The organism is Sediminibacterium sp. (assembly GCF_019264485.1).
In the GTDB taxonomy this organism is placed as follows: domain Bacteria; phylum Bacteroidota; class Bacteroidia; order Chitinophagales; family Chitinophagaceae; genus Sediminibacterium.
Genome location: NZ_JAHVAA010000011.1, coordinates 1 through 13644 on the forward strand (window position 1 = coordinate 1; position 13644 = coordinate 13644).

14 protein-coding genes are annotated in these 13644 nt (G+C 41.4%); 9 read left to right on the forward strand and 5 right to left on the reverse strand.

What is annotated here, in order from left to right:
• Positions 1 to 84 precede the first annotated feature (84 nt).
• A complete protein-coding gene (locus KXJ59_RS06255) occupies positions 85 to 1905 on the reverse strand; it encodes an ABC transporter ATP-binding protein (RefSeq protein WP_295202219.1) in 1821 nt (606 codons plus the stop codon).
• Positions 1906 to 1970: 65 nt separating this feature from the next.
• Here KXJ59_RS06255 and rbfA point away from each other — a divergent pair, with 65 nt between their 5' ends.
• Both rbfA and KXJ59_RS06265 read left to right on the forward strand, forming a co-directional pair.
• Positions 1971 to 2342 (forward strand): 30S ribosome-binding factor RbfA, encoded by a 372-nt coding sequence (gene rbfA / locus KXJ59_RS06260; RefSeq protein WP_295202220.1) that lies wholly within the window; start codon positions 1971 to 1973, stop codon positions 2340 to 2342.
• Positions 2343 to 2457: 115 nt separating this feature from the next.
• A complete protein-coding gene (locus tag KXJ59_RS06265; RefSeq protein ID WP_295202222.1) occupies positions 2458 to 3663 on the forward strand; it encodes an ABC transporter permease in 1206 nt (401 codons plus the stop codon).
• Between the two features lie 104 nt (positions 3664 to 3767).
• On the opposite strand, the gene KXJ59_RS06270 is transcribed toward KXJ59_RS06265, so the two are convergent.
• Positions 3768 to 4610: a transketolase gene (locus tag KXJ59_RS06270; protein WP_295202224.1), complete on the reverse strand. Its 843-nt coding sequence runs from the start codon at positions 4608 to 4610 to the stop codon at positions 3768 to 3770.
• Between the two features lie 203 nt (positions 4611 to 4813).
• Here KXJ59_RS06270 and frr point away from each other — a divergent pair, with 203 nt between their 5' ends.
• The gene (gene frr / locus KXJ59_RS06275) at positions 4814 to 5377 is read left to right on the forward strand and encodes a ribosome recycling factor (RefSeq protein WP_295202225.1); all 564 of its coding nucleotides are present in this window, start codon (positions 4814 to 4816) and stop codon (positions 5375 to 5377) included.
• Between the two features lie 123 nt (positions 5378 to 5500).
• Here the strand turns inward: frr and KXJ59_RS06280 are convergent, their stop codons facing one another.
• Positions 5501 to 6373: a DMT family transporter gene (locus KXJ59_RS06280; RefSeq protein ID WP_295202227.1), complete on the reverse strand. Its 873-nt coding sequence runs from the start codon at positions 6371 to 6373 to the stop codon at positions 5501 to 5503.
• 125 nt (positions 6374 to 6498) lie between these two features.
• On the opposite strand from KXJ59_RS06280, the gene KXJ59_RS06285 reads away from it, so the two are divergent.
• From KXJ59_RS06285 to KXJ59_RS06295, 3 genes are all read left to right on the forward strand, one after another.
• Complete coding sequence (locus KXJ59_RS06285; RefSeq protein WP_295202229.1) at positions 6499 to 7239, forward strand: PPK2 family polyphosphate kinase; 741 nt, start codon at positions 6499 to 6501, stop codon at positions 7237 to 7239.
• 58 nt (positions 7240 to 7297) lie between these two features.
• Entirely contained in the window at positions 7298 to 7729 is a 432-nt protein-coding gene (gene mscL, locus KXJ59_RS06290) for a large-conductance mechanosensitive channel protein MscL (protein ID WP_295202230.1), read from the forward strand.
• Between the two features lie 156 nt (positions 7730 to 7885).
• Positions 7886 to 8716, forward strand: coding sequence for a segregation/condensation protein A (locus KXJ59_RS06295; protein WP_295202231.1), 831 nt, complete (start codon positions 7886 to 7888; stop codon positions 8714 to 8716).
• Here the strand turns inward: KXJ59_RS06295 and KXJ59_RS06300 are convergent.
• On the reverse strand, positions 8685 to 9248 hold the full coding sequence (locus KXJ59_RS06300; RefSeq protein WP_295202233.1) for a murein L,D-transpeptidase catalytic domain-containing protein: 564 nt from the start codon (positions 9246 to 9248) through the stop codon (positions 8685 to 8687). The genes KXJ59_RS06295 and KXJ59_RS06300 overlap by 32 nt on opposite strands.
• Positions 9249 to 9301: 53 nt before the next feature.
• Here KXJ59_RS06300 and KXJ59_RS06305 point away from each other — a divergent pair, with 53 nt between their 5' ends.
• Positions 9302 to 9604 carry a hypothetical protein gene (locus KXJ59_RS06305; protein WP_295202235.1) on the forward strand — a complete coding sequence of 101 codons (303 nt, stop codon included), beginning with the start codon at positions 9302 to 9304 and terminating at the stop codon, positions 9602 to 9604.
• A gap of 61 nt (positions 9605 to 9665) precedes the next feature.
• Here KXJ59_RS06305 and dxs read toward each other — a convergent pair whose 3' ends face one another.
• A complete protein-coding gene (gene dxs / locus KXJ59_RS06310; RefSeq protein ID WP_295202237.1) occupies positions 9666 to 11597 on the reverse strand; it encodes a 1-deoxy-D-xylulose-5-phosphate synthase in 1932 nt (643 codons plus the stop codon).
• 191 nt (positions 11598 to 11788) lie between these two features.
• On the opposite strand from dxs, the gene KXJ59_RS06315 reads away from it, so the two are divergent.
• Complete coding sequence (locus tag KXJ59_RS06315; protein ID WP_295202238.1) at positions 11789 to 12844, forward strand: histidine kinase; 1056 nt, start codon at positions 11789 to 11791, stop codon at positions 12842 to 12844.
• Between the two features lie 21 nt (positions 12845 to 12865).
• Positions 12866 to 13597, forward strand: a complete 732-nt coding sequence (locus KXJ59_RS06320) for a response regulator (RefSeq protein WP_133473358.1) — start codon at positions 12866 to 12868, stop codon at positions 13595 to 13597.
• Positions 13598 to 13644: the final 47 nt, after the last annotated feature.

The following is a 13644-nucleotide window of genomic DNA, read 5'->3' on the forward strand; positions in this document are numbered from 1 at the left end:
ATAACAGAGCCGCTTAGTTTTTCTAAGCGGCTCTGTTATTATAAAGTCATCAAAAAACTCCCCCTTCAGGGGGCCGGGGGGAAACTACCTCACTTCCTGCATCTCTACCAGCTTCCTGTAAATTCCTCCCCTCATCAGCAATTCATCATGCGTGCCTCTTTCGGCGATTTCTCCTTTCTGGAGAACGATGATTTCATCTGCATTACGGATGGTTGAGAGACGGTGGGCTATGACAATGGATGTTCGCTGCTGCATCATATTATTAATGGCATCCTGAACCAGTCTTTCACTTTCTGTATCGAGAGATGAAGTGGCTTCATCAAGAATTAATATGGGCGGATTTTTGAGAACGGCTCTTGCAATGGTTACCCGCTGGCGCTCACCACCACTCAGTTTACTGCCACGGTCGCCGATATTGGTATCAAAACCATCTTCTTTCCGCAGAATAAAATCATAGGCATTGGCCACCCTTGCAGCCTGTTCAATAGCTGTCTGGTTTACATTATCAATACCCAATGCAATATTGTTGGCAATGCTGTCATTGAAGAGGATGGGCTCTTGTGTTACAATACCCATCAGGTTCCTGATAGAGTGTAATGTGTATTCTTTTACATTCACACCATCAATCAGTAATTCACCGGCACTCACGTCATGAAAACGCGGAACCAGATCGGCCAATGTGCTTTTCCCAGCTCCCGAAGAACCCACCAGTGCAATGGTTTTCCCTTTTTCAATTGTAAGGTTGATATTTTTCAGGATAACCACATCATCATAAGAAAAAGACACATTCTTAAATTCTATACATTGCTCAAAACGCTCCAGTGTTTTTGCACCCGGATTATCTGTAACAGTAACAGGTGCACTCAATACTTCCTCAATACGCTGAATAGCGGCACTGCCCCTTTGGGCACTGTAAAATGAACCCGAGAGCGATTTGGCGGGATTAATGATCTGCGTAAAGAAAACGATATAGGTAATAAAACTTTCTGCTTCCAGCCCTAGATCGCCATCCAGTACCAGTTTGCCGCCAAACCAGAGAATACAGGACAACACCAGAACACCCATGAACTCAGACATAGGAGAGGCGAGGTCTTTTCTGAAATTCATCCGGTTACGGATATGGTTCAGTGCATTGTTATTGCTGACAAATTTGCTTTGTAATATTTTCTCGGCATTAAAAGCTTTAATCACACGTAAACCACCCAGTGTTTCATCTAAAATAGACATGAGTGTTCCAAGTCTTTCCTGAGAAGCGGTTGACTGCTTTTTCAGTGAACGGCTTAAACGGCCAATGATAAAACCTGTAAGGGGTAATAATACCAGAAGAAACAGAGAAAGTGCCGGACTGATCAACACAAGAAATACAAGAATGATCAGGATATTTAAGGGGTCACGAATAAGCCCTTCCAAAGTGCTCATTACGCTCCATTCCACTTCATTGGCATCGTTACTCATTCGGCTGATGATATCTCCTTTGCGTTGTTCGGTAAAATAACCGATCGGCAGTTCCAGAATCTTACTGTAAAGATCGGAACGGAGTTTAGTCATTACATAGTTGCGCATGGGGGCCAGTACGCGAAAAGAGAGATAAGTAAAGAGGTTTTTAAAGAAAATAGAGAGGATGATAATACCACAGATGGCACCTAATGCATAAACATCTCCATGTTTGGCAATTAACTGGCTGATAAAGTACTTGAGGTAATTTAACATGCCATTAGCGGTAAACTCGAATGCCGGCTGAACGTTTACTAATTTTTCTTTTCCGAATAATAATTGCAGAAAAGGGGCCAGCATAGCCAGTGAAACCAGTGAGAAAAGGATGGAAAAAAGGTTGAAAAACAGGTATAATACAATGTTTCGCTTCTGGGTGCGCAGGTAAAAAAGTATTCTCGAAAAACGCTTCATAATCAGGATAAAATCGGTAAAACACAGCAAAGTAAGTAATTTTACCACCAATTAAAGCGATCAACATGGAAGAGGGAAAACGTCAGCGGCAAGTAGCAGGTGCTATTCAGGAAGAAATGAATGATATTTTCAGGAGACTAAACCTGGCCATGATTGATGGTGGTATGGTATCAATCTCATCGGTTAAAGTAACACCAGATCTGTTAGAAGCAAGGGTTTACCTGAGTCTTTTTCAGGTAAAGGACCAGAAAGCGGTGATGAAAATTATTGAGAACCGTGCCTGGGAAATAAAGAAAGAACTGGCCGATAAAATGAAACACCAGCTTCGCCGTATCCCTGTTCTCCATTATTTTCTTGATGATACATTGGATTATGTATTTAAAATGGAGGAGATCTTTAAAAAAATTAATGAAGAGAAGAAAGACGGAGGGAGTTGAATAGTGAGTAGTGAGTAGTCAGTAGTGAGTAAAATCAATTCTACAAAACTCACCACTCACTATTCACCACTCACTATTCACTACTCACTACTCACCATTCACGAAATCCACCACCTTGAATTTCCTATTCGCCTGGCGCTATTTCCGTTCCAAGAAATCTACAAATGCGATTAATATTATCGCATGGATCAGCGTAACGGCTATTACTGTGGGTTGCGCAGCACTGATCATCATCCTTAGCGTCTTTAATGGTTTTGAGGAACTGGTAAAAGGATTGTATACCGATTTTTATACCGATATACGCATAGCGCCTGCAACAGGAAAAGTATTGAAATTGGATGCGGCTCAATTGCAAAAAATCAAATCAGTAAACGGAATTGGTATTGTTAGTCTCGTAGCAGAAGAAAAAGCACTACTTGTAAACGGACCTTACCAGACAATTGTTTTGGTGAAGGGAGTAGATGATCAATATGTATTCACGAATAAAATAAATGAACACATAAAACGTGGTAAATTTTCACTCGGAAGTGCTGAAACTCCACAGATTGTATTGGGTTACGGTATTGAAAATGCCATTGGAGCCGAAGTGGAACGTTCTCTTTATCCGCTTACCTTATACACACCTAACCGGAAAGCAAAATTCAATTCACTGGATGGATTAAGTGTAAATAATATTACGGCATCAGGCACATTCCAGGTACAACAGGAATTTGATAATAAATATGCATTTACCAATCTGGCTTTCTTCAGGTATATGCTGAATATGGATGCCGATGAATACAGTGCAGTAGAAATAAAAGTAAAAGAGGATGAAAACAAAATAAGGCAACAGCTTCAGGAAATGCTCGGAAACAACTATCTCGTTCAAACCCGCTATGAACAAAATAAAAGTCTGTATGCAGTGATGCAGTTGGAGAAATGGGTTATCTATGCCATCCTTTCACTCATTCTCGTGGTAGCTGCTTTTAATATGATTGGGGCATTAACAATGCTGGTCCTTGAAAAACAAAAAGATATTGCCGTATTACAAGCCATGGGTGCTTCACAGAAAAGAATACAAGCTATTTTTCTGACGGAAGGGTTACTGCTGGCGGGTGTTGGTGCTGTACTGGGAATGTTACTTGCCACCCTCATTTGCTGGATACAGATACTGTTTAAACCTATAAAACTTGCCGGTGATACTTTCATTGTAAAAGCCTATCCGGTAAAACTGCTGCCTGCAGATTATTTACTGGTACTGGTAACCGTAACAGCCATCGGTTTTATTGCAGCCTGGATTCCTTCCAGAAAAGCCAGCAGGCAGGAGCTAGGGTTGAAGTAGGAAATTCAAAAATAAAAAGTAAAAAGATGTTGCATACAAAAGAAGCCGCTTAGTTTTCCTAAGCGGCTTCCGATTTTTACGATATTTTTTGAATTTTACTTCTCTCAATAGTCCCCCAAAGTCTCAGGCAACTGCGCCAGTGCCTTGGCTAACTGCTCATCGCTTGGAGCAATACCATGCCATTCGTGACTACCTTCCATGAAATCAACACCCTTGCCCATGGCTGTTTTCATCATGATACAAATGGGTTTACCCTGACCGGTCATTGATTTGGCCTTATCCAATACTGCCACTACATCATCCATATCATTTCCATTCATGTCAAGTACAGTCCAGTTAAATGCTCTGAATTTATCATGGAGGCTGTCAAGTGCCATTACCTTGCTGGTAGGGCCATCAATCTGCTGACCGTTCCAGTCAACAGTAGCAATCAGGTTATCAACCTTATGGTGTGCAGCAAACATTACGGCTTCCCATATCTGGCCTTCCTGTAATTCACCATCGCCATGTAACGAGAAAACCAGGTGAGGGTCTTTATTAAATTTTTTGGTTAAAGCGGCACCAATAGCAACACTCATACCCTGACCCAATGAACCACTGGCAATACGAATGCCGGGTAAATCTTCATGTGTGGTAGGGTGCCCCTGTAAACGGGTATTCAGTTTACGAAAACTGGCCAGTTCCTTGGCATCAAAATAACCGGAACGCGACAATACCGAATAATACACGGGTGAAATATGGCCATTAGAGAGAAAGAACAGGTCTTCACCTACACCATCCATTTTAAACTGGCGGTCATGTTTCATGGTATGAAAAAACAGGGCTGTCAGAAAATCGGTACAACCCAACGAGCCGCCGGGGTGTCCACTCTGTACACCATGTACCATTCTTACGATGTCGCGCCTTACCTGTGAGGCCGCTGATTGCAATTCCTGAATGCTTGCCATATTTCGGTTTTAAAAGTGCTGCGAAGATAAAGGGGAATAGTGAATAGTCAATGGTCAATAGTCCATAGGTAATTGCAATAGCCCCTTTGGTTGCCCAATTTTATTTTTCAGCACATTTCTCTTGTACAGACTATCGACCATGGACCATTAGCCATTGGCTATTCCCCCCAATTCATTAGTTTTGCCCCACTTAAATTTGCAATATGTCAGAAGACCTGGATTTAATATTAGCCGATACAGAAGACAGTATGGGCAAAGCCATCAATCACTTGGAGACTGAGCTCACCAAGATCAGGGCCGGTAAAGCCAACCCGTCTATGCTGGATGGTATTGCGGTGGATTATTATGGTTCTCCCACACCTGTTAACCAGGTGGCCAATATCAGCGTACTCGATGTTCGTACCATCAGTATACAACCCTGGGAGAAAAATATGCTCGCAGCCATTGAACGGGCCATTATGGCGGCCAATATTGGTATTACGCCACAGAACGATGGGGTACAGCTACGCCTCTTCCTGCCACCACTTACAGAAGAAAGAAGAAAGGAACTGGTAAAAAAAGCGGCAGGTGAAGGAGAACATTCCAAAGTAGCTATTCGTAATATCCGTCGTGATGCTATAGAACAGGTAAAAAAATTACAGAAAGATGGTCTGAGCGAAGACGCAGCCAAAGACGCAGAAAAAAATATACAGGATATCACCGATAAATTTATTTCACTGGTAGATAAACACCTGGCTGCGAAAGAAAAAGAGATGATGGCGGTGTAGGAAATGTCTGATGGCAGATGGCTGATGTCGGATATAGATTAACAGAGACAAGACTTTATACGTTTAAGGTTGCATGTTTAGCTGCAACCTTTTTTTATAATATCTTACTTCAGACATCCTACATCAGCTATTTTTTTTATTCACGAGGTACACCCCGCAAAGTATAACCCCCAGACAGCCAATTTGCAGTAGGGTGATTTTTTCTCCGTCCAGTAATCCCCAGAAAACAGCTATAAATGGAATGCCATACGTAACCATGGAAGCAAACAAGGTGCCTGCTCTTTTTACCAGCATATAAAAAATAATGGAAGCAAAGGCAGTGCCCAATACACCCAATATAAACGAAGCACTGGTAGCTTTTAATACCGAAGTATTTGTTAGTTCAAGTTCAAGGTAGCCGGTGAAATATAATATAATGGCGGAAGGAATAATAAGAAATACAAATGCCAGTGATGCGATGTTGAGCGAACCCACTTCTTTCATATATCGCCCCACCATATTTACATTGATCCCATAACAAAGAGTGGCCAATAGTACAAGTCCGGCATAAGAAAGATTATTAAAACTTACTTCTTTACCAGATAACATCAACAGACATAATCCGATAAAACCAATAATCACACCCAGTATTTTGGTGCTGTTGGCTTTTAGCTGGAAAAAAGAAATACCCACCAGAATGGTAAACATGGGTGTTAGCGCATTGAGAATACCTGCCAGTGAACTGTCGATCTCTGTTTCTGCAATACAGAATAAATAAGCAGGGAAAAAATTACCCAATAAACCGGAAAGAATCACCAGCAACCATTTGTTCTGTGGTATCTGTTTGAGTGCTTTGAGTGCAAAAGGCGTAAGGATAAGTCCGGCGCTCAGAATACGGATTGATGCAACCTGGTAGGGTGTCAGCACATGCATGCCTTCTTTCATGAGTATGAAAGAACTGCCCCAGATGATGGATAATAGAATAAATATGCCCCAGTTAATGATTTTATCTCTCACAGTTTGGTTTTTGTAAAGGTGAGGTTTTGGAATGAGTTATTAGTCACAGATTCACATATTTAAGCAGATTAATCTGTGAATCTGTGGCTAATAAAACTAACTTTAAGAGACCAACAGACTTTCAAATGATACAACTTAATAAAATCAGTACCCGCGCCCCCAGGAACTTCAATAAGGAAAAAACAAAAGTGAAGACAGCAAAACTGGTTGCAGAACTGGATGAACTGCAAAACCTTTTATTCGCAGAAGGGAAACATTCGGTGTTAATAGTAATACAGGGTATGGATGCCAGTGGTAAAGATGGAGCCATCAGGAATGTTTTTGGTAACATGAACCCACAAGGGGTTAGTGTAACCTCATTCAAGGCCCCTACGGCATTGGAACTGTCGCACGATTTTCTCTGGCGTATTCATCAGCATACACCTGCAAAAGGAATGATACAGGTATTCAACCGATCGCATTATGAAGATATACTGGTAACACGTGTACATAAATGGTGTACCGATCAGCAGGCAAAAGAAAGAATGCGGGCCATCAACGATTTTGAATGGTTGCTTACCAAACATAATCATACACATATACTCAAGTTTTACCTGCATATTTCACCCGAAGAACAAAAACAAAGACTCACAGAAAGAATTCATGATCCAAAGAAACAATGGAAATACAACGAGAAAGATTTTGCAGAAGCTAAACTCTGGAAAGAATATATGCGGATGTATGAAGACTGTTTTAATCATTGCAATAAAGTGCCCTGGATTATTACACCCTCAGACCAGAACTGGTATAAGGAATATGTAATGGCAGAAGCATTACACAGTCTGCTAAAAGGCTTGAATATGCAATATCCCGGGCTGAAGAAATAACAGTTTTCTTTTTCAACTTAAATTAATTATTTTCATTACTCACCAAACCAATACCATTATGGGAATGCTCAAAGAATTCAAAGAGTTCGCCATGCGTGGCAATCTGGTAGACATTGCTGTGGCTTTTGTGATGGGTGCCTCTTTCGGAAAAATTGTAACCTCTTTTGTCGATGGCGTAGTAATGCCTGTGGTAGGTATGCTGACAGGCGGAGTTGATTTTAATGATAAAGTGCTGGTGCTGAAAGATGCTGTAGCCGAGGTAAAAGATGCCAGTGGAGCAGTGATTACCAAGGCGGCAGAAGAGGTATCTATTAAATATGGAAGTTTTATTACCAACGTACTCGACTTTATTATTGTGGCTTTCGTGGTATTTCTGGTCATCAAGGGTATCAATAAAATGAAGGCCCCACCGGAAGCCGCTGCGCCGGCCGGACCCTCTGAAAGTGAGAAATTACTGGCGGAAATCAGGGATTCGTTGAAGAAAGTGTAGGAGGAAGTCCGAAAGTCGGAAAGTCAGAAAGTCCGGAAGAAGATGCTGCGGACTTTCTGACTTTCCGACTTTCGGTCTCCAAAGTGGATAAATAATGGCCCCTTCGGGTACAAATAAGCCCCGAAGGGGTTTTCTTTGCAGCTAAAGTATGAACCAGTGAATACAGCGAGTTACCAGATTAAATTAGACCAGTTTGAGGGCCCTTTCGACCTGTTGTTGTTCTTTATTGAAAGGGATGAACTGGATATTTATAATATACCCATTACCAAAATCATTAAAGACTTCCTCGATTTTATTCATCAGGGAGAGAAGCTGAATATTGAATTGAGTAGTGAGTTTATCCTTTTCGTTTCTACACTGATGCGTATCAAGGCAAGATTATTATTGCCACGCAAGGAAATAGATGCACAGGGTAATGAAATTGATCCGCGCCAGGAACTGATCGATAAAATCCTCGAATACAAACGTTTCAAGGAAGCTGCAGTGCAGATGGCCGAAATGGAAGCCATGCGTATGCTCATGGTGAAGCGCGGTAACCTGCAGAAAGAACTCATTGAAATTGGGGAAGACGCATCAGAAGGTACAGAGATACAGAACATCACCATGTTCAAGCTGATGAAAGCTTTTGAAAAAGTAATGCAGCGTGTTCACGATCGCCAGAATAAACCCGTTCATACCGTAGTTCGCTATAACTACACCATGGAAGGCAGTCGTGATTATATGCTTGATTTTGTTGGGAAAGAAAAGACTGTAGCTTTTGAAAAAGTATTTGAAGTATGTAATGATCGGATCCATGCTATTTTCTTATTCTTATCCATCCTTGAACTTACCCAGCAGAAATTCATGAAGCTGATGGTGGCCGAAGGAAAGAATAATTTTATTGTGGAATGGAACGATAAGCGCGAAGAAGAACTCAAAGAAGAAGGCCTCACCGATGAAGACTTCACCAATACGTTTACCGACGATCCAGTACCCACAGAAGAATAGGCTTTTCACTTTGATCGATATAACTGCTGATGGTTCTTAAAAAAGCAGGCGCTACTGTAGGGCATCCCTGGCTGTTACAAATCTGATCAGGATAAATTTCTTTCTCCGGAATACATTCATGAGCATGCATTACCACTGCACGTTTTAATGCATTGTTGTTGCTGCTGTCTAACCCATGCAGCCGATACGACTTCCCGAAAATTCCTTTGTACTCAACACCCACTTTATACCGACCTGCAGAACTACATTGAGAGCCGGGCTGGTTGGAGTAACGTACATCAAACAAATACTGTTCCCTGCAATCGCCATGTGTAACGAGGCCGGCATGCAGGATGCTGTCTTTTTGAATATCGTAAACAAAAAATCTTTTCTTGCCGTTGTGGATGGCAAGGTCTAACAAAAAGCAAATTCGTGGATTCATTTTTTGCTTGCTTGTAAATGTTTGAATATGCTTTTGTATGCTGGTAAATGATTGTTGAGCTGATGAGACTCTGTGTATAAGCAGTAAAAGTATTACCGGCCAATATTTCATAAACGAATTTCATATGGGATGAAATTATTTGTATTTTCCATAATCAATATTTTATGCAACATAAGCAAGCTAACAGGCAGAAGCCTACGAATAAAAGCATCTTTATAATAATGGGTGTTTTGCTGTTTATGCTGAGCAGAAGCTGGGTCAGTGATCAGATTGCGAATAGGAACGACAAAGATCTGTTTAACCTGATTTTCACAACAGTCCTGTTTGTTTTCATGTTTATTGTTTGTTACTATAAAACCAAAGCAGGAGAGTATGTGAAATTCAGACCCTTAGTATATGTTGGAATATTGGTGTATTTAGCTTTTGTGATCTACTTTTTCTATTTGCATTTTACAATACAGGCATAAAAAAATCTGTGAATCTGTGGCAAAAAATTAAGCTACAGATTCACAGATTATCAAGAGAAGATTATCCTAAGAGTACAGTTGTACTCACCGTTTCTTTTAACAAAGCACGAATAGCATCGGCAATACCCTGTGCATCATAATTACATTCTCTGTGTAATTCTTTGGGTGTACCATGTTCTACCAATCTGTCAGGAATACCCAGTATAGTAATATCAGCCTTGTAACCGTATTTGTTCATGAACTCCAGTACCGCAGAACCAAATCCACCAACTACTGTTCCATCTTCCACGGTAACAATCTTATTGTATTTGCTGAAAGCCTCATGTAACAAATCTTCATCAATGGGTTTTACGAAACGCAGGTCGTAATGAGCAGGATCAATACCTTCTGTTCTTAATTCACGGATGGCAGCTGTGGCAAAATTGCCGGGGTGACCAAAACTCAATATCGCAACATCTCTTCCGTCTTTTATTTTTCTACCCTTTCCAATCTGTATTGCTTCAAATGCGGTTCTCCATTCGGGCATCACACCTTCGCCACGTGGATAACGGATCACGAAAGGATAAGCCGTTGTTTCCAGTTGAGCCGTGTACATGAGGTTACGCAATTCCTGTTCATTCATCGGCGCACTCACAATCAGGTTCGGAATACAGCGCATGTAGGGAATATCGTAACAGCCATGGTGCGTGGGTCCGTCTTCACCCACCAGTCCGGCCCTGTCTAAACAAAGCACCACCGGTAATTTCTGAATGGCCACATCATGCACTACCTGATCGTAAGCTCTTTGCATGAAAGAAGAATAAATATTGCAGAACACCCGCATACCCTGTGTAGCCAAACCGGCACTCAAGGTAACTGCATGCTGCTCACAAATACCCACATCAAATGCACGATGCGGCATTTTTTCCATCATGAATTTTAAAGAAGAACCGCTTGGCATAGCAGGAGTAACACCCATCACTTTCTCATTCAGCTCCGCCAGCTCTATCATGGTATGACCAAATACATCCTGATATTTGGGTGGTTGAGGCACATCAATCTTTTTCTTATAAATCTCACCGGTTACTTTATCAAAAAGCCCGGGTGCATGCCATTTGGTCTGGTCTTTTTCGGCCAGTGCATAACCTTTTCCTTTGGTCGTAATGATGTGGAGTAGTTTCGGACCAGGAATTTCTTTCAGGTCCTTTAATGTATCAACCAGTTTGGTAATGTTATGTCCGTCGATCGGACCAAAATACCGGATCTTCAATGCTTCGAATAAATTACTGCTCTTGCTCACCACACCTTTTACCCCTGCTTCTATTTTAGAAGCAAGGTCGCGACTCAGGTTTTTGCCCACAGGCAATTTGCCCAATAGGTTCCATACCTCATCTCTCATTTTATTATAGGTAGGAGAAGTGCTGATATCAGTCAGGTATTCTTTGAGCGCACCCACATTTGGGTCGATGCTCATGCAATTATCATTCAGGATGATGAGCATATCGCTGTCGGCCACACCTGCATGGTTCATGGCTTCAAAAGCCATACCGGCTGTCATTGAACCATCGCCGATAACGGCCACCGATTTACGGTTTTCGCCCTTGTATTTGGCAGCCATGGCCATACCCAATGCCGCTGAAATGGAAGTAGAAGAGTGCCCAACCCCAAAAGTATCGTACTCACTTTCGGATCTTTTTGGAAAGCCGCTCAGTCCCTTGTATTTGCGATTGGTAATAAACTGGTCCCTTCTGCCCGTGAGGATTTTATGTCCGTAAGCCTGATGTCCCACATCCCATACTAATTGATCGTAAGGTGTATTATACACATAATGAAGGGCTACACTCAGTTCTACTACACCCAAACTGGCCCCAAAATGACCTCCGTGAACGCTCACAACGTCTATAATATATTGTCTCAATTCATCACAAACCTGGTGTAATTGCTCCCGTGAGAGCTGTTTCAGGTCGTCGGGATGATTGATCTGGCCTAATAATTTGCCCGGTTTAATCTCCATGAAGGCTGGGTTTGAAATGTAAAAATACGTGTTTCGTGTTTAGCAATATCCTATGATACGTTAAGAAACAGTCCGCAAAACAGAAGGTTCGTCGATAGGGAACATTAATTTGTACCAAACAACTGCGGTTTTTGCCATTAATCAAAATTCAGGACTTAGCGGGAAGCCTTTCCCTCTATATTTGTTGATACATGAGGACGAGCAAATCTACATTATACTGGTGGTGTCAGTTGGGCGGATGGTTGTTCTATGGTCTTACCATGGTCTTCTTTGCCTTTATTTTTGAGAACCGAACCAACTATATTTTCTACCCCCGTTTAGGTATAACCATCCTTTCAGGACTGGTGTTCACGCATTTATTACGTGAGTTGATTGTAAAGATGGAGCTGAGGCCACCCATCCAGGTACAGAAATGGTGGTTAATGACTATCACTGTTTTAAGTATTATCGTTTTATATAGTTTAACGAATAGTGCCATAGTCGAATGGTCAGGTTTATATGATCCTGCCCGCAAGGTTTCAGTAGAAAAAAGGTTCCTTTCGAATGTCATCTTCGATTCGCCCATGATATTGGTTTGGGTGTCGATTTATTACATTTGGCATTATGTGGAACTGGGTACCAAGAGCGAAATTCAGAAAGTTAGATTAGAGAGCCTGGTAAAAGAACTGGAGCTCAAGACCATTAAGTCGCATATCAATCCACACTTTATCTTTAATGCACTGAATAGTATCCGTGCATTGGTAGATGAGAACCCTAACAGGGCCCGAACTGCCATAACAGAGTTGAGTAATATTCTGCGTAGCAGTATGCAGGCCGAAAAACTGGAAACCGTACCTTTTGAAAAGGAACTGAATATTGTAAAAGATTACCTGGCACTGGAACATATACGTTTTGAAGACAGGTTACAGGTAGAATACGAGATTGATGAAGATACACTTGACCAACCCGTTCCACCAATGATGTTACAGACCCTGGTGGAGAATGCCATTAAACACGGTATTGGCAAGCAGAAAGATGGTGGTTTTATAAAAGTAATCTCCGATTACCGGAATGATCACCATGAACTGATTATTCAGAATACCGGTAAATTGGATAATAACAGCAGTACTGATGGATTTGGTATTAACAGTACCCGGAACAGGCTTAAATTATTGTTCGGCGGAAAAGCTAACTTTGAAATCAGAGACATTGGAAACAATATGGTGGAAGCCATCGTAAAAATGCCCGTACAACACGTTTATTCTTAATTCTATATAATAATCAGCGCTATGGCTATCAAAGCAATCATTATTGATGATGAAAGACTTGCACGAAATGAGTTAAAAAAATTATTGCAGGATCATTCAGATATTGAAGTGATTGAGGAAGCAGCAAATGTGGATGATGGTATCGAAAAAATTGAAACCCTCAATCCCGACCTGATCTTCCTCGATATTCAGATGCCCGGTAAAACCGGATTCGACCTCCTGGCCGAAGTAGAAAAAGCACCCAAGGTAATTTTCACTACGGCTTACGACGAATATGCCATCAAAGCATTTGAAGTAAATGCACTTGATTACCTGCTGAAACCGATTGAACCCAAACGCCTGGCTGATGCCATTCAGAAATTACAGGCAGAAATGTTCAAAGAGTCTGCCGGACTAAATGGTATCAACAGAGGACCTCTGACAGAACATGACCAGGTATTTGTAAAAGATGGTGAACGTTGCTGGTTTGTGAAACTGGGTGAGATCCGTTTGTTTGAAAGTGTGGGCAATTATGCAAAAGTATTCTTTGGTACCAATAAACCACTGATTCTGAAATCACTGAACGCTCTCGAAGAGCGATTAGACGACAGGATGTTTTTCCGTGCCAACCGCAAACATATCATCAACCTCCGCTGGATTGAAAAAATTGAACCTTATTTCAATGGCGGCCTGCTGGTTGACCTGAAAGGGGGAGAAAAAATTGAAGTAAGCCGCAGGCAAACGGTGAAGTTTAAGGAAATGATGAGCCTCTAAGAATAAACAATAATGAATAGTGAATGGTCAATGGTGAATAATCGCTG